Consider the following 21996-nt stretch of genomic DNA (forward strand, 5'->3'; position numbering starts at 1 on the left):
GGGTGCAAGCACCCTCGCAATGACGTTAACATGCAACATGTCATTGCGAGAAGGGCGTAGCCCGACGAAGCAATCCCCTGCATGGAACAAGTGCGGAAACTGTTCCGTTCTCATGCCCGAGATTGCCGCGGGTGCAAGCACCCTCGCAATGACGTTAACATGCAACATGTCATTGCGAGAAGGGCGTAGCCCGACGAAGCAATCCCATACATGGAACAAGCGCAGAAACTGTGCCGTTCTTATGCCGGAGATTGCCGCGGGTGCAAGCACCCTCGCAATGACAAGATAAAAAACTACATTACTTCGTCCAATTTGAGGATTGCCGCCTTGTATATGCGCGGCAATTTTTCGAACAGCTCCACGGGGAACGACTCGTCTATGTTGTGTATGTTGGTTTCCAAATTCTCGAACGTGGGTCCGAAAGCCACGGCGTTGGGGAGCTCGCGGGCATATGTGCCGCCGCCGCAATAAAGGCATTTGCGTTCGCCGCCCGTGGTTTCGCAGTAGGCGTCGAGCAGAGCGGATACCAACTTGCTGTCCTCCGGTACGTAAAGGTTGGGCGAAAAACGGTCTACGCAAACCTTGCCGCCCGCAAATTTTCGCTCTATAGCTTTTACCGTGCTTTCGTGATTTGCGCACACGGGCAAGCGGCAGTCGAGAGTGAGGGAGAGCACGCCGTTATCGAGTTTCATCATTCCCGCGTTTACGGTGAGATTGCCCGATACCTCGTCGGACGCGTCTATGCCGAGTAAGTGCGCGGGGTTGGGCGCGTTGAGATTTCGCACCGCGCAAACGAGAGCCGCGCTGTTTTCGGTAGGCTCGAGCCCCGCGAGCAATTTAATCGCCTTGATTGCGGCGTTCTCGCCCTTTTCGGGCGCCATTGCGTGGCCCGCCACGCCGCGAGCTTCGAGCACGAGCTTGTCTTCGAAGAAATGAACCGAAAAGTCCTCTATGCGCATGTCGCCGTTTACTATTATCGCCGCGATTTCGGGCGAGAAGAACACCGAGTTGTCGCGCCCGAGCGAGGCAATCGCGTTATAAAGTTTACTGCCGCGCGGAATTTCCGCCGTGCACAGGTCGGGCACTATGTTGGGGCGCATGCCCGCTTGCAAAGACTTTACGTTTTGCCGCAGTATTTCGTCGGCGGGCAAAGTTACGGTGAGATGCAGTATGCCTTTCTCGCTGTTTATCACGGGAAAGTCGGCGTCGGGCACAAAACTCGCCACGGGTATCTCGCAGTGCTCGCGGTAATATTCTATGCACTCCGAGCCGTTCTCCTCGTTGCACCCCACGATTAGGCGCACGCGGTGTTTGAGCTTAACGCCGCTCTCTTTGAGCTGTTTGAGCGCGTGCAGAGCCGCTACGGTAGGTCCTTTGTCGTCGGCTACTCCGCGCCCCATAAGCAAGCCGTTTTCGCATACGAGAGAGTAGGGGTTGTGACTCCAGCCCTCGCCCGCGGGCACTACGTCCAAGTGCCCGAGTATGCCAATCATATCCTTGCCTTCGCCTATTTCCGCCCAGCCGCAGTAGCCGTTTTCGTTTTTCACCTTAAGCCCGTAGCCGGAGGCTATTTCCAAAAAGGCGTCGAGCGCGGCTCGCGGACCTTTTCCGAACGGCGCACCCTCTTCGGGCTCGCCCATTACCGATTTAACGGCTATAAGTTTATTCAAATCGTTGAGCATTTGTTTATACCTCTTTCAATTCGGTTGCATATTTCGAGTATTTTTAGTATAATACTATCGGCATTTTTTGTCAAGGAGAGTTTTTGTTATGGTAAGAACCAGATTTGCGCCCAGCCCTACGGGATTTTTGCACGTCGGCGGACTGCGCACCGCGCTTTACGCATATTTGTACGCAAAGAAGGCGGGCGGCAAATTCATACTCAGAATAGAAGACACCGACCTCGAACGCACCGTTCCCGGCGCGGTGGAACTCATATACCGCACCATGCACGAAACGGGGCTCGTTTACGACGAAGGACCGGACGTGGGCGGCGAGTTCGGCCCGTACGTTCAGACCGAGCGCAAAGAAATTTACCTCGAGTACGCGCGTAAGCTCATAGAGAGCGGCGACGCGTATTACTGTTTTTGCACGCGCGAGCGGCTTTCCGATATTCACGACAAGGGCGCTACCAAATACGATAAGCACTGCCTGCACACCGTAAGCCGCGAAGAGGCGGAGAAGCGCATAGCCGCGGGCGAAAAGTACGTTATACGCCAAAACATTCCCGAAAAGGGAACTACGAGTTACGTAGACCTCGTGTTCGGAGAGATAAAGGTGGATTGCGCCGACCTCGAAGATAATATACTCATTAAGAGCGACGGTTATCCCACTTACAACTTTGCCAACGTGGTAGACGACCATTTGATGGGCATTACCCACGTTATACGCGGCGTGGAATATCTTTCGTCCACCCCCAAATACAACCTTCTTTACGACGCGCTCGGGTGGGAGCGTCCGCAGTATATCCACTTGCAGCCCATAATGCGCGACGCGCACCAAAAGCTCTCCAAACGCCACGGCGACGCCAACTACGAAGATTTTATCGCAAAAGGCTTTTTGAAAGACGCGATTGTGAATTACATCGCGCTGCTCGGCTGGAGTCCAAAAGACAACCGCGAAAAAATGACTCTCGCCGAAATGGAAGAACTGTTTTCGCTCGACGGCGTGAGCAAGTCGGCGTCCATTTTCGACGAAACCAAAATGCGTTGGCTCAATTCGCTTTACGTAAAGGAGATGAGCGAGGAGCAATTTTATAATTACGCGTTGCCTTTCTACGCGCAATACAAGTATCTCGAGGGCATGGACTTAAAATACTTGAGCACGCTTTTGCATTCGCGCACCGAAGTGTTTTCCGACCTCGGCAAACTCACCGAATTTATAGCCGATTTCGATAATTTCGACGTCTCGCTTTTCCAAAACCAAAAGTGGAAAACCGACTCCGCTCTCGCGGCGAAAATGCTCCCCGAGCTCATAAAACTTACCGAAACGAATTTCGAGAACCTGCACGACTCGCTCGTATCTTACGCCGAGGGCGCGGGCTACAAGAAAGGTCAGGTGCTTTGGATATTCCGCATAGCGATTACCGGCTCTGCGAGCACGCCGGGCGGCGCAACCGAAATGGCTACTCTGTTCGGAAAAGAAGAGTGCTTGCGCAGACTCGAGCGGTCTTTGAAAAAACTATAAGGAATTAAAAAGATTAAAAAAAGATTAAAACGCTTAAACGGCGTTTTTTTCGTTGACAATACTATGTAATGCGTGGTATTATGTATTCAAGAGTATGGAGGCGAAATATATGACGGTCTTTTATTGCTACGGCGGAGGAGGGCACAGGTGGACGCACAGTTGAAAAAAGGTTTGCTCGAAGTGTGCGTGCTTGTTTCGCTCAAAAAAGAGGAAAGCTACGGATATAAGATAATCAGCGATATTTCGCCGTATATAGAGGTGAGCGAAAGCACGCTGTATCCTATACTCAAGCGGTTGGAGGCAACGGGTTGCCTTACCACGCGAAGCAAGGAGCACAACGGGCGGCTCAGAAAGTATTACATGATAACCGAGGCGGGCAAGCGGCGCATCCGCGAGTCAATTTACGACCTCGACGAACTCAAACGGGTATACGACTTTATTTACCGCGAGGGGCGGTAAGGAGGATATATAAAGTGACCAAATACGAATGGGAAACGGAACTGAAGAAAAACATACACCGATTGCCTTCAGACGAGATAAACCGCGTTTTGGAGTATTACGACGAACTTTTTGCCGATAAGATAGAACGCGGATACGGCGAAACGGAAATAATTTCGCAGTTCGGAAATCCCGCCGACGTAGCCGACAAGATAATTTCGGAATACGACGGCGAAACCGAAGAACGCAAGCGCGAAACCGTGCCCGTTTATTCGCCCTCCAAAGCGAGAGAGGAAGAGACTCGGGCGGAAAAGCCCGCCGAGATTGCCGCGCCCGACTCGGTTGCGGATAAAGCCGAAGCGGAAAAGGAAGAAAAGCCGCAAAAAGAGAAAAAGACGGTGCGCAAAACGAGCGGGAGCAGGCTCGCGCTGTTTGTGGTGCTTAACGTACTTACTGGTTTTGCGCTGTTTATCGCGATAGGCTCGCTGTGGATTGCCGCGGGCGCGGTGATAGTAGCGGGCTTTGCGTGCATAGGCGGCGGAGTGCTCGAGGCGATATTTTCCGTGATATCCGTATTTCGAGGATTTGCGGGCGCGGGTTTTGCCCAGTGCGGCGTTTGTCTTGCCGCGGTGGGTATAGGCGTTATAATAGTGAGCGTGAGCGGAAATATTCTCAAATTTATGTTCGCCGTCACTAAAAAACTTTTTACCGTAATACGCAATTGGATAAGACCTGCGGAGGCTGTTCATGAATAAGATGAAAAAAGGACTATTGGTAGGATTAACCGTGTTTATAATAGGCGCGGTTATGTTCACGGCGGGCATGAGCGTGCTCGATTGGGACTTTTACAAGCTCGATACCGTTAAATACACCGAGCGCACTTTCCTCGCGTCGGAAAGCGGCTCGGAAACGGAGATAACGCGGGCGGAGATAAGCGTAAGCTCGTTCGGGTTGGAGATTGCGCGCGGCGACGAAATAAAGCTGGACTACTACGAAGCGAGCGACAGCGTTGTTAGCGTAGGCGTGGAAAACGGCGTATTTAAGTTGAACGAAAGGCACAAGAGCGGCTGTTTCGTTTACGGCATGTTCAAGCTCGGGCGGCTCAAATACAAGTATAAACTCACGCTTCCCGACGGAGTGGAGCTTAGCATTAATAGCGCGAACGGCGATTTGTCGCTGTATGGCGTGAACGCCGCAAACTTGAAGATAACTTCCGCAAACTGCGACCTGTCGCTTTCGGACTGCGGCGTAGGCTCGCTATTCGTAGACGCGACAAACGCGGATATAAACGTAACGAATTCCGCGTGCGGCAGAACGGAAATAAATTCGACAAATCTCGACGTTTTCGTTAAGAATTCGAGTTTCGAGTCGTTCACCGTTTCGGGCACGAATTTGGACGTTGAAATGTACGGCGCAACCGCCGCCGACGCGTCGTTTGCAGCCACGAACGCCGACTTAAGGCTCGAGAACTTGAAGGCGGAGCGCGTGAACGTAGACGGAACCAACCTCGACGCGTACATTTTGATTGACGGCGCGAAATCCGAATACACGGTAGACGCGCACGGTTGGGGCGATTTGCCGGCAAATCAATCGGGGACGGACGCGGGCAAGAAGATAACCTTGCGCGGCACGAACATAGACGCGGACTTGCGGTTTACGGTTTCTTAAGCATGAGATTGCCGCGGGCACAAGTGCCCTCGCAATGACGTGTATGCCGTGTCATTGCGAGGAGGGCGAAGCCCGACGAAGCAATCCCAAACATGAGAAAAGTAACATTACGTGTTCCATGCCTGAGATTGCCGCGGGCACAAGTGCCCTCGCAATGACATGTACCCCGCAATGACAGGTGCCCTCGCAATGACATGTACCCCCGCAATGACAAGTGCCCTCGCAATGACATGTACCCCGAAGCAATCGCTTGCAAAATCCGTAGTTTTGTTGTATACTTGTGTTGTAAATCACAAAGAGGTATGCAACCATGAAATACGAACAACTTGTTTATAACGTTTCTGGCGACGAAAGCAAACTTTACTGCTACGAACACACCGAATTTCCCGAAATGCCGGTGGAGTCGCGCCCCGCTATGCTCGTAATTCCGGGCGGCGGATACGGCATGTGTTCCGACCGCGAGGGCGAGCCGGTGGCAATTGAATTTTTCAATCGAGGCTACAACGCGTATGTGCTCCGTTATCCCGTTGCGCCCGCGCGTTTTCCCTCGCAACTGATTGCGGCTGCGAACGCAATGAACGAAATTCGTTCGCGGGCTAAGGGGTGCAAAACAAACGTAAAAAAAGTTTTCGCAATAGGATTTTCGGCGGGCGGGCATTTGTGCGGCAGTTTGGCTAACTGTCCCGAAGATTTCGCGCCCGTAAAAAAATACGATTTTGCGCCCGACGGCATTGTGCTTTGCTATCCCGTTATAGGCGGAACTCCCACGCACGGCGGCAGTTTCGACAATTTGCTGGGCGGCATGCCCGAGGGAGAAAACGAGTGGCTCAACCTGCACGCGTCGGTGCGGGAGGACAATCCGCCCGCGTTTATTTGGGCAACCGCCAACGACGCGTGCGTGCCCGCGGTAAACGCGTTGAATTACGCCGCGGCATACTGCGCAAAAGGGCTTAAGTACGAACTTCACATTTTCCGCGACGGTCCGCACGGCTTGAGCGTATGCGACGAGCGCACCGCCTACGGCAATCCATGCTTAATAAACGGCAAGGCGGCGCACTGGATAGACTTTGCCGACGAGTTCTTGCGTTCGATATAAAATCATGGCTATACTCGAAATAAAAAATTTGAGCCACACGTACGACGGCAAGCCGCTGTTTTCGAACGCGAGTCTTTCAATAAACAACGGCGAGCACGTGGGCATAGTGGGGCTTAACGGCGCGGGCAAAACCACGTTTATAAACATAATATCGGGCAAGCTCCCGCAAGACGAAGGCGAAGTTAAGTGGATGGGCGGCATACGCCGCGGCTATCTCGACCAACACGCCGATATAGACCGCTCCAAAACGGTTATGGAATATTTGCGCGAGGCATTTGCGCATTTGTACGCCGAAAACGAGCGCATGGAAAATATGTACGCCGATATGGCGGAAATATCCGACCCCGACGAACTCGACCGCCGAATAGAAAAAGCAAACAAAATTCTCGACAGGCTTACCGACGCGGGATTTTTCGAGCTCGATTCCGCAATAAAAAAGGTTGCGGGCGGGCTGGGCATAGCCGCTCTCGGGTACGACACCGTGATATCCACGCTTTCGGGCGGGCAACGCGCAAAGCTCATGCTCGCGCGGCTGTTGCTCGAAAAGCCGGATATAATGCTTCTCGACGAGCCTACAAACTTTTTGGATATAGAGCACATAGCTTGGCTTACCGAATACCTCAATTCTGTTAAAAACACCTTTTTGGTTATTTCGCACGACGTTGAATTTTTGGACAAGGTAACGAAATTCATAGTTTCCATAGAGAACGGCACAATCAAAAAGTACGGCGGAAATTACACCACGTACCGCGCGCAGGCGGAGCAAAACGCCAAGCAGTACGAGGAGAGCTACCGCCGCCAACAGGAAGAAATAAAGCGCATGGAAGACTACATTGCGCGAAACAAGGCGAGGGCGGCAACCGCGGGCATGGCGAACAGTCGCAAAAAGATGCTCGACCGCATGGAGCGGCTCGACAAACCCGCCGTGATATACGACGCCGAGTTTTCTTTTCCGTGCGAGGTGTTGCACACCCGCGATATGCTCACGGCAAACGAGCTACTTATAGGTTACTCGTCGCCGCTGTTGCCGCCCATAAACTTGCACATAGACGGCGAAACAAAACTTTGGATACGCGGCACGAACGGCATAGGCAAAACCACTTTAATCAAAACGCTTATGGGGAAAATCCCCGCAAAGGGCGGCGGCTTTGCGCTTCACCCCTTTTTCAAGCCCGGCTACATAGAGCAGGATATGGACTTCGGCACGAAAGAAACCAACGCGCTAGGATATCTTTCGGACTTGTATCCGAGATTGCAACCCAAACAACTGCGCGAAAAGCTCTCGAAGGCGGGCATTAAAAACGAGCTTTGCACAAAGCCTTTGCGCGAACTTTCGGGCGGCGAGCAGGTAAGAGTAAAGCTGTGCGTGCTAATGCAAAAAACCACCAACATACTGCTTCTCGACGAGCCTACCAACCACCTCGACGTTCGGGCTAAAGAGTCGCTTAAAAAGGCTCTGACCGAATACAAAGGCGCGGTAATACTCGTAAGCCACGAGCGCGACTTTGCCGAAGCCGTTTGCGGCAACAACGTACTCGATATAAAACAGTGAAATAACGTGTTCCGTGTATGGGATTGGACTGCTCGTAAACTCGCTCGCAATGACGTGCGCCCGCTCCGTCATTGCGAGGAGGGCGTAGCCCGACGAAGCAATCCCTCGCATGAGAAAATATCAAAACCGTTACGCGTTCTTGACAAAACCGTATATTTAATGTAAAATACTAAGACGATAATTACGGAGGTATAAAACAATGGCTAAAATAACCGAAGACATGACTATTTACGAGGTGTTGCAACTTGCGCCGGATATCGGACCGGTATTTTTCGAATTCGGAATGCACTGCCTCGGTTGTCCTATTTCCCGCGGAGAAACGGTTGCGCAAGCGGCGGCGGCTCACGGAGTGGACTTGCAACAAATGCTCGACAGGCTCAACGAGTTTGCCGAAAACAACGCTTAATTAAGCCGTGAAGATAGTAGTCGGGTTGGGCAATTTCGGCGACGAATACGCCTACACTTTTCACAACATGGGCTTTTTGGCTGCGGACTGCCTTAGCGACAGGCTGGGCATAAAGCTCAAAAACCGCGAATGCAGTTCGCTCACGGGAGTGGGTTCGTTGTGCGGCGAAAAGATAGTGCTCGCAAAGCCGTTAACGTATATGAATTTATCGGGCAGGGCGGTGAAAGAACTGCTTGCCCGCTATAAGTGCACGAGCCGCGACTTGATAGTGGTGTTTGACGATATCGATATCGAGCGCGGGGCGGTGCGGGTGCGGCAAAGCGGAAGCGGCGGCACGCACAACGGCATGCGCAACATAATAGCCGAAATAGGCACGCAAGACTTTCCGCGCGTGCGCATAGGCATAGGTCGTCCGCCCGAAAGAGTTCCGCTCGCCGACTACGTGCTCTCTGCCGTGCCCAAGGCGGAGCGGCAACAGCTTGCCGACGCCATCGAAATGGCGTGCGACGAAATCGTTTCGCTTTTGGAAAAGGGCGGTTCTCTCGGCTGAGATTGCCACGCTCACTGCGTTCGCTCGCAATGACAAAGGGTAAACGGCTGAGATTGCCACGGGCATAAATGCCCTCGCAATACTCGCTACGCTCGTGGCGTTCGCGCTACGCGCTCGGCTGAGGACAACGTGCGGCATAATCTTTTATTCGTCATTGCGAGGAGGGCGAAGCCCGACGAAGCAATCCCCTGCAATAGAAAAGTATGAAAAACATATTAACCCCACGCGGGCAGTTAAAAGAAATGCTCGACTGCGTGCGCAAAGGGCATGCGGTTTCGGCGTTCGGAATGCGCGGATACGATAAAATCATTGCGTCCGCGCTTTTGTCGCGCTTTGTGTACGTGTGTTCGGATATCTCGTCGGCACGCGCCGCCGAAGAGGAGTTTGCCGCGCTGAGTCTTAAAACGGCGTTTATGCCGCAAAAAGACGATACTCTTTCCTGCGCGGTGAGTCGTTCCGCCGAAAACGACGTTGCCCGACTCGGCGCGCTTTCCGCATATATTCGGGGCGAAGCCGACGTGCTCGTAGCCACTGCCGCCGCGCTCGCCGAACTCTACCCGCGGCGCAAAGACCTTGAGGCGGGCGCGGTGGAAATCGCGGCGGGCAAAGAATACGACCTAAACGCAATAACCCAAAAGCTCGTTTCCATAGGTTACGAACGCGCCGAGCAGGTAACCGCGAAGGGCTTTTTCGCCGTTCGCGGCGATATTCTCGACGTTTGGAGCATAGGCGACGGGCAGAGCGTAAGAATCGAATTTTTCGGTGACGAGGCGGAGTCGGTCCGTTCGTTCGACGCGTTCGACCAAACGGCGAAACAAAAGCTCGAACGCGTGACGATATATCCCGCCACCGATATATTTTTGAGCGGTGAGCGGGCAGGCGAGGTGTGTTCCGCGATAAAGGCCGCGCTTGCGAAAAATTCTTCGGACAGGCTCGTTTCGGCGGCGGAACACGCGGCTTATCTGCTCGGCGAGGGCGTGCGCTCCGTTCGCGCCTCGTTCGTGTTGCCGCTTTGCCCGCACTCCGGTTTTGCGGAGTTTTTCGAGGGCGAAATCATAGTGTTCGACGACTGCAAGAGCGTTTGCGACAACGTAGCCGTGCTTGCGAGCGAGCACGCCGCGCGATACAAAAGTTTGCTCTCCTCGGGCGACACTCTTTCGTTTACGTTCGAGTCGCTGTACTCCTCTTCGCAGGTGAGCGAGCAAAAGGCGGCGGGGCTTTTGGCGTTTCACAGAGTAGACAGCCAAAACAGGCTGTTTGCGCCGAGCAAGGTTTACAATTTCACGGCGGCGGAAATTCCCGACTATTCGCGCGACTTGCCCGCGCTCGCCGCGGATATAGAGAACTGGGTTCGCAGGGGCTACAAAGTAACGGTTATGTGCGGGAGCGCGGCGGCAAAGGAGAGATTGCGCGACTCGTTTTCTGAATACGCGCTCGGCGGCGGGGCGGAGCTTAGGGAAGATTTTCTTCCGCACGGCGCAACCTTTTTCGACAGCGAAACGGTAATAATAGGCACTCTCGATATAAGCAAACGCGCCGCGAAAAAGGTGATAAAGCGCAGTACGCGCGACGTGTTCGTGTTGCCCGAGGTGGGCGACTACGTGGTTCACCGCGTGCACGGCATAGGGCTTTGCGAAAACATTTGCAAGCTCGATATGGGCGGGAGCGAGCGCGACTATATAGTGGTGCTTTACGCGGGCGGCGACAAGCTCTATCTGCCGATAGAGAACATGGACAGCCTTAGTAAGCTCGTTGCGAGCGAGCACCCCAAACTCAGCAAGATAGGCGGCGCGGACTTTGCTCGGCTCACCGAAAAGGTGAAAGCTTCGGTAAAAGATATGGCGCTCGGGCTTGCGGAGCTATATGCCGCTCGAGCTCAAGCCCGCGGGCACGTTTATTCGCCCGACGACTCTTTGCTCGACGAGTTTTGCGCCGACTTTCCGTATACCGAAACGGAGGACCAACTGACCGCCACGGCGGAGGGACTGCGCGACTTAAAGTCGGGCAAGATTATGGACAGGCTTTTGTGCGGCGACGTGGGCTTCGGCAAAACCGAGGTTGCAATGCGGCTGGCGTTTAAGGTGATATGCGAGGGCAAACAGGTTGCGTTCGTTTCTCCCACCACCATACTCGCCCGCCAACATTACGAAACGGTTCGCGCACGAATGGAAAAGTTCGGCGTAAGGGTGGGGCGGCTTTCCCGCGCATGTTCGGGCGCGGAAATCACCCAAACTCTGAATAAGCTCGCAAGCGGCAAGATAGATATAGTTTGCGGCACTCACCGCGCACTCAGCTCGGACGTGGCGTTTGCCGACCTCGGACTGCTTATTTTGGACGAAGAACAGCGGTTCGGAGTGGCGGACAAAGAGAAGATAAAGAAACTGAAAACCAACGTGAACGTGTTGAGCCTTTCGGCAACGCCCATACCGCGCACTTTGCACATGTCTATGACGGGCATACGCGATATTTCGGTGCTCGACACTCCGCCCGCCGACAGGCTTCCCGTGCAAACATTCGTGACCGAATACAGCGAGGCTCTCGTAGCCGACGCCGTAAACCGCGAGCTCGGGCGGGGCGGGCAGGTGTTCGTGGTGTATAACCGCGTGGCGGATATAGACAGGTTTGCCGCGTCGATTTCGGCTATAGTTCCCGCGGGTCGGGTGCGCGTGGCGCACGGGCAGATGGACGAAGAGCGGCTTTCGCGCATTATAGGCGAATTCGAGAGCGGCGAGGCGGACGTTTTGGTGGCTTCCACCATAATAGAGAACGGCATAGACATGCCGCGGGCAAACACAATGATAGTGATTGACTCCGACCGCCTGGGGCTTTCGCAGATGTACCAACTGCGCGGCAGAGTGGGGCGGAGTAACCGACTCGCATACGTATATTTTACCTTCAATCCGTCCAAAATTCTCGGCGAAGACGCTTACAAGCGGCTCGACGCAATCACGCAGTACACCGAGCTGTCCAGCGGATTTAAGATAGCCATGCGCGACCTCGAAATACGCGGCGCGGGCAATATCCTCGGGCGGCAACAGCACGGGCACATAGAAAAAGTGGGCTACGATATGTACTGCAAAATACTCAAATCGGCGGTGGACGAACTGCGCGGCGAGGCGAGCGCGGAACGCAAAAACGACGTTACGGTAACATGCGATTTCAACGCGTTCGTGCCCGAGTCTTACGTGCCCGACAAGGAGTGGCGGGTTAGACTTTACGCCCGCATAGCCGAGGTTTCGAGCGAGAGCGAGTGCGGCTCGCTCATCGCCGACGCGGCGGATATATACGGCGCACCGCCCAAAGCGGTGGTAAACCTCGTGAAGATAGGTCTTATAAAAAATCTCGCGGCGAGGGCGGGAGCTTGCGGAGTGAATATCCGCGGCGGCGCGGCGCAGGTAACTTTCGCTTCGGTTAAAGACCTGTCGGAGTACGTTTCGGCGTATATCGCCACGGCGAAAGGGGTTACTTTTACCGCAAAAGAGGTGAAAGTGAAATTCACGGGGAAGAGCGCGACCGAAGAACTTATTAAATTTTTGACCGATTGTCACAAAAAGTAAGGCATTTTAATTGCTTTTTCGGGCATAATCCTGTATAATTGAGCTTGATACTCACAGTGTCGTTATTTTTCCGACTATTTCGGAGGTACTATCCTTATAATGCGTAAAAAGATAATAGCAATAATACTCGGAGCGGTTATGCTCGCATCTATGTTTGCGGGCTGTTCGCTTATAGAACACAACTACGAGAAGGACGCGCGTCAGGTAGTTGCGGTTATAGACCCCATAGAAGATAAAGACGTTTCTACCAACATCACGTTTAAGAGCGGAACGAAATATATCTACAAGAGCGAGCTTTCGAGCGCGATGAACACTTACGGCAGTTCGTACATGTCCAACTACGGGCTTACCGCCGAGCAGGCCGCCGACAGGCTTTTGAGCGAACTCGTTACCCGCGAGCTACTCATAACAGAAGCGGAGCGTTTGCTCGAGCAGGAAAAGATAGAGTGGACCAAAGCGGACGACAACACTTACAAAAAGACTATCTACAACGCGATAGACAGTTCCATAAAGTCGCTTAAAAACAACGTGCTTTCCGATTTCGGCGAAATCGTGTCTGACGCGACCTCCGGCGACGCGACAGGCGGCAACACGAGCACCACATACCCCGTGCCCGACGCGGAAACCACCGAAGACGATTACACCGATTACGAATTCGACAAGAACGGGAATATCGTATACGAATACAAGCAAAAGCAGGAACGCAATCCCGAAACGGGCGAAAGGCTTTACAACGAGGACGGCTCGCCCAAAATGGTTAAGGTAACCGAAGAGGTTAAAGACGGAAACGGCAATGTGATAATGAATGAAGACGGAACGCCGCTTACACGCCCCGTGCAAGTTCCCAAGCTCAAGGATTGGAAGCCCGAAATATACAACTATCCCGGAATGTTCGGCAGCGAAAAAGAGAAGAGCCGCGACAGGGAAGCGGTACGCCGCTTTATCGAGCAGATTAAGAAATTGCCCGAAAGCGATTTCAGAGTTACCGACTCCGACCGCAAAAAGTTCGACGAAGATATAAATAAGATAGAAAAGGTAATCAACGAGCAGGGCATAGAATACGTTTATCCCATGCTCGGCGAAACCTACCTTATGGAATATTTTGCGGGCAAGTCGGCTCGCGAGAGCATACTCATAAGCAAGTTGCAAAATTACATTGTGGGCAACGTAGACGTAACCGAAGAGAATATTGCCGACGCGTATATAAAACAGCTCACCTATCAGACCGAGACTTACGGACCGAGCCGCGAAGCGTATCAAAACGCGCTTTCGGAGGACAGCAACAGCGTTATATACATGCGCGATAACAGCTGTTTCTTCGTTAAGCACATTTTGCTTCCTTTCTCCGAGGAGCAGAAAGCCAACATTACCGCGTGGGCGGCAAAGCCCGAGAACGCGGGCAAAGACGTTGCGGCTTATCGCAAAAACATGGTAAACGCCATAACCGTATACGAGCACGTGAACGGCGAAGACGACCTTTCGCGCCCCATGACGGTAAAACAGGTATTCGATATAGTTAAGAGCGAAATGTCCTCTCTCTATGTAAGCCCGCGCGACGCCGAGCGCAAGTTCGACGAACTCACCTACAAGTACAACACCGACCCCGGCGCGTTCGGAACGGGCACAACGTATATGGTTAAGCGTGATGACCCCGAGGGACATTCGGGCTACGTGGAAGAATTCTACGACGCGGCTATGAAACTGTATAACGACGGCTACTCGGTGGGCGAGGTTCTTCCCGAATACGCGATAACCGAGTTCGGCGTGCACATTATGTATCTTGCTCGCAAGGTAACTCCCGGATATCGCGAGCTTAGCGACTATCTCACTCCGGGCGAATACAAGACGGTGCGCGAAACCTTTGAAGAAAAGCTCCGCACCGCCAAGGAAAACACCGCTTTCGAGTCGTGGCAGAACGAGAGAATTAACTACTACCGTGACCAAAAGAATTGGGTGCACACCTACAAGGACCGTTACGAAAGCCTTTACAAAGACTGATAAAAGGCAAATTGCAAACGAATTTCGAAACGCCGAAAACAGCCGATATGCGGCGGCTTCGGCGTTTTGTGTTAGGGAGGGAACTCAGTGCTTTCCAAGCTGTGCCGAAAACTCGTGCCGTACAGGGCGGGCGAACAGCCGCGCGACAGGCGGTACGTAAAACTCAATACCAACGAAAACCCCTACGCGCCGTCGCCCGCGGTAGTACGCGCGTTGCGCGATTCGGATAGCTTTGCTTTTGCGCGATATCCCGACCCCGACTGCGTGCGACTGCGCGAGGCGATTGCCGAGCACGAGGGCGTGAAACCCGAAAACGTGTTTGTGGGCAACGGGAGCGACGAGGTGTTGGCGTTTGCGTTCGCGGCGTTGTTCGACGAGGACAAGCCCGTAAAGTTCGCCGACGTGACCTACAGCTTTTATCCCGTGTACTGCGACTTGTGGGGACTTGCATACCGAACGGTTGCTTTGCGTTCGGACTTTACTTTGGACAGGCAGGGCTACCGCGAACTCGGCGGCGCGGTTATAGCCAATCCCAACGCGCCCACGGGAATATACGAGGACGTGAGCGAGTTTATAGGCAAAGACTTTCCCGTAATTATAGACGAGGCGTACATAGACTTTTCGGGCGCGGAGAGCATGGCGAAGCGTGCCGCTCTGAGTAAGAACGCGGTTGCGGTTAAAACCTTTTCCAAAAGCTATTCGCTTGCGGGACTTAGGTGCGGCTACGCTGTGGCAAATCCCGAAATTACAGAGGGAATTGTGCGCGTGAAAAATTCGTTTAACAGCTACTCGGTGAACGCGCTTACTCAAGCAGCCGCGCTCGCCGCCGTTTGCGACGAAGAGTATCACCGCGAAACGGTGGAAAAAGTGATTGCAACGCGCGAGGAGTTTTGCCGCGAGCTTACACGCAAAGGTTACGAGTTTATAAAGTCCGCCGCAAATTTCGTGCTCGTAACGGTGCCCGACGGCAACGGCGAAGCCGCTTACTTGCGCTTAAAAGAAAGAGGGGTGCTCGTGCGCTACTTTAACGCGCCGCGCCTTAAAGACAAGTTACGCATTTCGATAGGCACGCCGCAAGACATGACGGAACTAATGAAAGCGTTGACAAGTTAAGGTTTATCCGTCATTGCGAGGCACGCAGTGCCGCGGCAATCTCCTACATGGAACAAGTACGGTTGCTTTTGTTTTCTCCCGAATGAGATTGCTTCGTCGGGCTGTGCCCTCCTCGCAATGACGTTAAGGTTTATTTGTCATTGCGAGGCACGCAGTGCCGCGGCAATCTCCTACATGGAACAAGTACGGTTGCTTTTGTTTTCTCCCGAATGAGATTGCTTCGTCGGGCTGTGCCCTCCTCGCAATGACAGGTTAACCGCATTATCGCCAAAAGTTGCCGTATTTCTTTGCCGCGTACGTGTTATACCCATATGTATGTGTATAACCCAAATAAGCGACGGCGACGGAATAACCGATATTGCCGAACTTTTACCCGCGGGTTCGGCTGTTGCGGTGGTTGCCGCAGGCGCGGAAAACGCGTCGGAATACATGCGCAAAATGCGCAGAGCGGGAATTAAGCCGAGGCTGCTCGTTGCATGCGGCGAGCAAAGGCGCATACCGTGCCCGAATATCGACGACGACGTAAGACTGATAGCGGCATACGGCGGCGAGAGCGAAGCCGACTGCGCGAAACTGCTCGGCAAGGAGCGCAAACTGCCCGTATACTTTGTTGCGGCTGCTTCCGCGGCGATTACCGCGCTTACGCCGCAGTGCCGCGTTTGGTGCGGCACCGCGTTGCGGCTTAGCGAAGGCGCAGTGCCCGTGGGCGCGGCGATAGACGAGAGTGCGTGCGAGCTCGCAAAAGACCTTCCCGACGCGTTCGGAGGCATATGCGCGGCTACGGCGGGCGTATTCGACAGCGAGGCGTATCTGCGGGCGGTGGGCAAATCGGTTTCGCCCGAGGTTAGGGAAGAGGCGTTCAACCTCGCGTACCGTGCGCTCGACTGTGCGAAAAAGGGCAGAAACGCTTCGGGGCTTTGCGTTGAGCTTGCGCGGATATCGTTGCGGCTCGCAAGTCTTGCCCAAAGCGCGGGTTTGGCGTTTGTGCGAGGCGCGGCGGACGATTGCGCTCGCACGGCTCAAATGCTGTTTGCGAGAGAGGAGCGGGCGCAGTGCGGCAGGGGCGAGCTTGCCTTTTTGTTCGGGTGTGCGCTCGGCAAAACCTACCTCGAATTCGTGAGCGGAGAAAGCGGCTTCACTCCTCCGCCCGACAACAATTACCGAGCCGAAAAACTTTGCGAGTATCTCGGGTTCGACGAGCTGACGGCGGCGCGTGCGGCGATAAGCCGAATGAAAAACGCCGAACTTGCGGCGTACAGAGTGCGGGAGTATCGCGAGGAGCTCGGTTTGCTCGCCTGCGACTGCGTAAAGGTTTTCGACGAAGCCAAAAGGCTGTTTCGGCGTATGTATCCCGACGACGGCTACTCCCTCAAAGGGAAAATAGAGCCGTCCGACCTAAAGCTGTGCATGGCTCTCGCGCCCGACACGTTTGCCGTTACGGGGAGTGCGCTCACTCTCATGCGCGAGTTCGGACTACTCGAGCGTTGGCTTTTTTAATCGAATTTTAATCTTACGCTAATAGGGTTAAAAGACTGCCGCGCTATATTGTAGGTATACAAGACCCGAGAGCTCACGCTTCTTTGCGGCGAGTAGAGGTTTTGAGGGCGCACTCGATTGAGTCCGCTATTTCGGAGGCGAGCGAGTACACGAAACCGAGCCGAACCGAGTAGAGGTTGTCGGCGTTTCCCGAAGCGACCGTTGCGGTAACGCTCACGTCGCCCACTTTGGGCAAAGACTTGCCGCAGGCAAGACCGGGGCGCAAACTCCCTTTGCGTACGCGTATGGAGCCGAGCTCGTCGGCTTCTCCCACGCACGAGTCCACGGCAATCACCTTTCTGCCGGCGTAAAGCCGCTTTACTTTGAGCACCGAGTCGGCAATGTTAAGGGCGGTTACGGGCGAGTCGAGAGTTCCCACTATTTCGCATCCGAGATTTCGCGAGGCGAGCAAGTGACCCACGAGCGGACCTATGCAGTCGCCCGTCACGCGGTCCGACCCTATGCAAAGAATTACGGGCGGACGGCGCAGAGAGCCGAGGGCGGCGAAAAGGTCGTAGGCGGTTTGAGATATAAGCAATTCGGAATTTTTGGTTTTCATAAGCCGATTGTTGACCGTAAACCGCTCGTTTATACGTTTACGAAAAGAAAAAAAGGCAATCAATATTAAGAGACGGAGGATTTATGTCGTATATTGATATAGCGATAATAGCCATAGTGGTGCTTTGCGCGCTTATAGGCTTATGGAAAGGATTTTTCAAGACCGTGATATCTTTCTTCGGTCTGCTCGTTTCGTTTATGGCGGCGTTCTTTCTCACCAAACCCGTGGTGGGCGCGTTGCTCGATATAGACGCGGTGAAAAATTTCGTTGTGGGCGGCGGAAGCGGCTTTTCGCTGTTCGGCTGGATTTCGGGCAAACTTTCCGATATCACCTCCGAGGGAGTGCTCGGCACGCTGTTGAGTCCGTTTATTAAACTCTCCGAGAGTCAGGGCGTGGACGTGCACACCGGCGTTTCGCTGCTCCTTGCCAACGGCATATTCAGCATCATGGTGTGCATAGGGCTGTTTATAGTGATACGCTTTATACTGCTTTTGTTCACCATGTTCGCAAACGCCATGAGCAAGGGTAAATTCGTGGGTGCGCTCAACAGGCTTTTGGGTCTTATATTCGGCGCGGTTAAAGGCGCGTGGCACGTTTGCGTGCTCATGTTTATACTGTCTTTCCTTTTGGGCTTCTCGTTTATGGCGCCCGTGCGCAATCAGATAGACAACAGCGTGATTGCCGCGCCCGTGTACGAGCAGGTAACCAAGCTTAGCGAAAAATTCATTACGGGCGGAGAAGACACTCTAATTAAACTGCTCGATTTGCATGACAAGGCGAACAAGCCCGGCGAAGAACCCGAGGCAAAACCCGAACACGGCGTATACAAGTACGCGCCCGAGGATGCGGAGGACTCGCCGTTCGAGATAGAACTAATGGCGGGCGGCAAATTCGAACAGCGTTCGGAAGGCACTATATTAAAGGGAACTTACGAAATAGCCGACGGCGTGCTTACTCTTAACTTCGAGGGACTGCAACCCTCAACGGCAACCATAGACGTAGAGAACGGATATATAAAACTCAACGGACTGTATCTCGTGAAAGACGGGTACACAATACCCATGCCCGAACCTATGCCCGAAGAATAAAAAAACAACCTCTTTCCGCTTGTGATTTTTACGAAAATATGGTAAAATAAAATTTCACGGAGGAGAGATATGCTCGATTGGGACTCACTGTACGGCGAGGCGGGAGCTCGCGCCGTTGCGGGCGGCAAGAAACGCTTTTACGAAGACAGAGTGAAAAACATAGCTACCGCAACCGAAAACGGAAAGTTTACGGTGCGGGCTTCGGTGCGCGGCGATAGAGATTACGTTGCGGCGGTTGTGTTCGACGAGCAGGGCGGACTGTACGATTATTCGTGCGACTGCGCCGCCGACAAAGCCGCCGAAGGACCTTGCCGCCACATAGTGGCAACGGCTATAGCATACGAAAACAAGTTCCCGTGCGACGGTATCGGTTCGGCTGAGCGCACGGTTCACAAGCGCAGCGATACGGGTGCGCTTTCTCTTATAGAACAATACGGCAAACTGCGCAGAGGGCGCAGGATAGCCGAGGGCGGCGAAAAGGTAAAGCTCGAGCCCATAATGGAGCCGTGCGAGGGCGGCAGGCTCAAGCTCAAATTCACCGTGGGCGTGAAGAAAACCTACACCGTTAAAGACGTAGCCGACTTTGCCGCGTGTTGCGAAAACGGACTCGAAAAGCGTTACGGCGTGGAACTTACTGTGCTTCACGTGCCCGAGGCGTTCGACGAGCTTTCGGCGCGGCTCATGCGTTTCGTGTGCGGTTCGGTGCGCGAAAAGCGGGATTTTTTGAGCTATGCGAACGCGGCTTCTTCCGACTATCGCGACGAACTGCGTTTGGGCGCGGGCGGCGTGGACGAGTTTATGAAACTGTATTCGGGCATGCTCGTAAAGTGCGCCGAAGAGGGGATAATGGGTGCGCTCAGGCTGATAGTGCCGGGCGTTGACTCTGCGAATTTCGGGCTTAAGCTCGCCCGCGTTACGGGCGGATATCTTATAGAGAGTTCGCTCGGTAGATACTCGGTTGTGTGCGGCAAAGAAAACAAATACTTAATAACCGACAGCCGCGTGTATGCGTTGAGCGAGGAATGTTTTTCGGCGGTTATGCCGCTCGTGCGAGCGGTGGAGGCTCGCGGCAGGCTGTTTGTTGCCGAAAACGATATGTCGCGCTTTTACAACAGCGTGCTCGCTCGCGTAATGACTTTTACCGAGATTGACGCGGGCGAGGTGAATTTGAGCATGTTCGAAGCCGCGCCGCTCGAGCTCAAAGTGTATCTCGACTCTTTCGAGGGCGGCGTGCGGGCTAACGTGCACGCAAGCTACGACGGCGAAACGGATATAGATATTCTCGACGACGATATTTCTTCGCCGTTCGTGCGCGACTACGAGAGCGAGCAGGCGTTTTTGCGCATTCTGCAAAAGTACTTTCCCGACTATCCATCGCTCGAGGTTAGGGACGAAAGCGACTTGTACGAGCTTTTGCGCAACGGGCTTCGCGAGCTTATGGGGTGCGCCGACGTATATCTCGACGACTATATAAAGAAGATGAAAGTTAAAAAGTCGCCGCGCATAAAAGTGGGCGTGCGGCTAAAGAGCGACTTGCTCGGCTTGGAGCTTTCCTCCGAGGAATACTCGAGCGCACAGTTAAAAGAGATACTCGCGGCGTACAGGCTGGGCAAAACTTACGTGCGGCTTACCGACGGCGCGTTTGTAGACTTGGTCGACCCGTCGCTTGCGGCAATCGGCGAGGTTACCGAAATAGCTTTTTCGGACGGCGACGAGCTCACTTTGCCGCTGTGGTACGCGCCCTACGTGGACGGCGAACTCAAAAACGGATTTTTCCACCTCGAGCGAAGCGACGCGTTCAAGGAGCTTGTGAAAACGCTCGGCGCGGCGGAGGAGAGCCTCGAAGAAGTGCCCGAAAAACTGCGCTCGGTGCTGAGAAACTATCAAAAGGCGGGATACCGTTGGCTCAAAACGCTCTCGCGGCTGGGGTTCGGCGGCATACTCGCCGACGATATGGGGCTCGGCAAAACTCTTCAGGTGATAGCCCTTCTCATGAGCGAGCGCAAGGGTACGAGCATAGTCGTGTGCCCTACAACGCTCGTGCTCAACTGGGTGCACGAGTTTGAAAAATTCGCGCCCGAAATAAAAACGCTCGCCGTAACGGGGAGCGGCGACGAGCGCAAGTTGCTCGCGGAAAAGTTCGGCGAGTGCGACGTGATAATAACGAGCTACGAACTGTTGCGCCGCGACAGCGAGCTTTACCGCGAGACCGAGTTCGATTTCGCGATTATAGACGAAGCGCAATACATCAAAAATCCCGACACCAAAAACGCAAAAGCGGTAAAGAGCTTGAGCGCGCGGCACCGCTTTGCGCTCACGGGCACTCCCGTGGAAAACAGCCTTGCCGAACTTTGGAGCATATTCGACTTTTTGATGCCCGGATACCTGTTCTCTTACGGCAAATTCCGCGACGCCATAGAAACCGAAATAGTGCACGGCGACGAGGGCGCGGGCAACAGACTTTCGCGGCTCATAAAGCCGTTTATACTGCGCCGTCTTAAGTCGGGCGTTTTGAAGGAACTGCCGCCCAAAGTGGAAACGGAGGTGGTTTGTCCGCTCGAGAGCGAACAGCGCGACCTCTATTCCGCCAACCTTTCGCTCGTGCGCGAGAGCGTGGAAGCGGCGGGCGACAGCGTAAACAAAGTCGCCGTGCTCGGCATGCTCACCAAACTGCGGCAGATATGTTGCGAGCCGTCGCTCGTGTATCCCGACTATTCGGGAAATTCGGCAAAACTCGGCGCGTGCTTAGAACTTGTGCGTTCGGCAACGGCGGCGGGTCACAAAGTTTTACTGTTCAGTCAGTTCACCTCTATGCTGGATATTATACGCGCACGACTCACTCAAGAGGGCATAACGCACTATCTGTTAAAGGGCGACACTCCCAAAGTGGAGCGCATAAAGCTGGTGTCGCGCTTTAACGCCGACTCCACGCAGGTGTTTCTCATTTCGCTCAAGGCGGGCGGAACGGGACTCAATCTGACGGGCGCGGACGTGGTGATACATTACGACCCGTGGTGGAACGAGTCGGTAATGAACCAAGCAACCGACCGAGCTTACCGCATAGGGCAGGATAAGTCGGTGCAGGTATACAAACTTATCATGCAAGACACAATCGAACAGCGCATAATGAAATTGCAGGAGAAAAAGAATACTCTTTCGGGAATAGTCATGAACGCCGCCTCTGCGGGTTCGCTCGACGCGAAAGAGATACTCGAACTGCTCGGGCAGTAAACGTCTGTTTCGATTTGC

Annotated in this window: 16 protein-coding genes; 14 read left to right on the plus strand and 2 right to left on the minus strand. The window is 53.8% G+C overall.

Annotated features, from left to right (window positions below):
• Positions 1–293: 293 nt before the first annotated feature.
• A complete protein-coding gene (locus NFR55_RS09190) occupies positions 294–1682 on the minus strand; it encodes a Sapep family Mn(2+)-dependent dipeptidase (protein WP_251548455.1) in 1389 nt (462 codons plus the stop codon).
• An 88-nt stretch (positions 1683–1770) separates the two neighbouring features.
• Here NFR55_RS09190 and gltX point away from each other — a divergent pair, with 88 nt between their 5' ends.
• The 12 genes from gltX to NFR55_RS09250 all read left to right on the plus strand — a co-directional run bounded on the left by gltX (position 1771) and on the right by NFR55_RS09250 (position 17061).
• The gene (gene gltX / locus NFR55_RS09195) at positions 1771–3186 is read left to right on the plus strand and encodes a glutamate--tRNA ligase (RefSeq protein WP_251548456.1); all 1416 of its coding nucleotides are present in this window, start codon (positions 1771–1773) and stop codon (positions 3184–3186) included.
• Between the two features lie 147 nt (positions 3187–3333).
• Positions 3334–3645, plus strand: a complete 312-nt coding sequence (locus NFR55_RS09200) for a PadR family transcriptional regulator (protein ID WP_251548457.1) — start codon at positions 3334–3336, stop codon at positions 3643–3645.
• Positions 3646–3659: 14 nt separating this feature from the next.
• On the plus strand, positions 3660–4379 hold the full coding sequence (locus NFR55_RS09205; protein WP_251548458.1) for a DUF1700 domain-containing protein: 720 nt from the start codon (positions 3660–3662) through the stop codon (positions 4377–4379).
• Positions 4372–5292, plus strand: coding sequence for a DUF4097 family beta strand repeat-containing protein (locus NFR55_RS09210; protein WP_251548459.1), 921 nt, complete (start codon positions 4372–4374; stop codon positions 5290–5292). Before NFR55_RS09205 ends, NFR55_RS09210 begins: the two co-directional genes overlap by 8 nt.
• Before the next feature lie 310 nt (positions 5293–5602).
• Positions 5603–6388, plus strand: coding sequence for an alpha/beta hydrolase (locus NFR55_RS09215; protein ID WP_251548460.1), 786 nt, complete (start codon positions 5603–5605; stop codon positions 6386–6388).
• A gap of 4 nt (positions 6389–6392) precedes the next feature.
• Positions 6393–7940, plus strand: a complete 1548-nt coding sequence (locus NFR55_RS09220; protein ID WP_251548461.1) for an ABC-F family ATP-binding cassette domain-containing protein — start codon at positions 6393–6395, stop codon at positions 7938–7940.
• A 199-nt stretch (positions 7941–8139) separates the two neighbouring features.
• Positions 8140–8346, plus strand: coding sequence for a DUF1858 domain-containing protein (locus NFR55_RS09225; RefSeq protein WP_251548462.1), 207 nt, complete (start codon positions 8140–8142; stop codon positions 8344–8346).
• Between the two features lie 7 nt (positions 8347–8353).
• Positions 8354–8896 (plus strand): aminoacyl-tRNA hydrolase, encoded by a 543-nt coding sequence (gene pth / locus NFR55_RS09230; protein ID WP_251548463.1) that lies wholly within the window; start codon positions 8354–8356, stop codon positions 8894–8896.
• Positions 8897–9099: 203 nt separating this feature from the next.
• Positions 9100–12453, plus strand: coding sequence for a transcription-repair coupling factor (gene mfd, locus NFR55_RS09235; RefSeq protein WP_251548464.1), 3354 nt, complete (start codon positions 9100–9102; stop codon positions 12451–12453).
• A gap of 99 nt (positions 12454–12552) precedes the next feature.
• Positions 12553–14451 carry a hypothetical protein gene (locus NFR55_RS09240; protein WP_251548465.1) on the plus strand — a complete coding sequence of 633 codons (1899 nt, stop codon included), beginning with the start codon at positions 12553–12555 and terminating at the stop codon, positions 14449–14451.
• Positions 14452–14538: 87 nt separating this feature from the next.
• Positions 14539–15564: a pyridoxal phosphate-dependent aminotransferase gene (locus tag NFR55_RS09245; RefSeq protein ID WP_251548466.1), complete on the plus strand. Its 1026-nt coding sequence runs from the start codon at positions 14539–14541 to the stop codon at positions 15562–15564.
• Positions 15565–15879: 315 nt separating this feature from the next.
• Entirely contained in the window at positions 15880–17061 is a 1182-nt protein-coding gene (locus NFR55_RS09250; RefSeq protein WP_251548467.1) for a hypothetical protein, read from the plus strand.
• A 73-nt stretch (positions 17062–17134) separates the two neighbouring features.
• Here the strand turns inward: NFR55_RS09250 and yyaC are convergent, their stop codons facing one another.
• Positions 17135–17659: a spore protease YyaC gene (yyaC, locus tag NFR55_RS09255; RefSeq protein ID WP_251548468.1), complete on the minus strand. Its 525-nt coding sequence runs from the start codon at positions 17657–17659 to the stop codon at positions 17135–17137.
• Positions 17660–17742: 83 nt separating this feature from the next.
• On the opposite strand from yyaC, the gene NFR55_RS09260 reads away from it, so the two are divergent.
• Together NFR55_RS09260 and NFR55_RS09265 are read left to right on the plus strand one after the other, a co-directional pair.
• Complete coding sequence (locus NFR55_RS09260) at positions 17743–18747, plus strand: CvpA family protein (RefSeq protein ID WP_251548469.1); 1005 nt, start codon at positions 17743–17745, stop codon at positions 18745–18747.
• Between the two features lie 69 nt (positions 18748–18816).
• A complete protein-coding gene (locus NFR55_RS09265) occupies positions 18817–21978 on the plus strand; it encodes a DEAD/DEAH box helicase (protein WP_251548470.1) in 3162 nt (1053 codons plus the stop codon).
• The last annotated feature ends 18 nt before the right edge of the window (positions 21979–21996 follow it).

The organism is Pumilibacter intestinalis (assembly GCF_943193005.1).
Taxonomy (GTDB): domain Bacteria; phylum Bacillota; class Clostridia; order Christensenellales; family Pumilibacteraceae; genus Pumilibacter; species Pumilibacter intestinalis.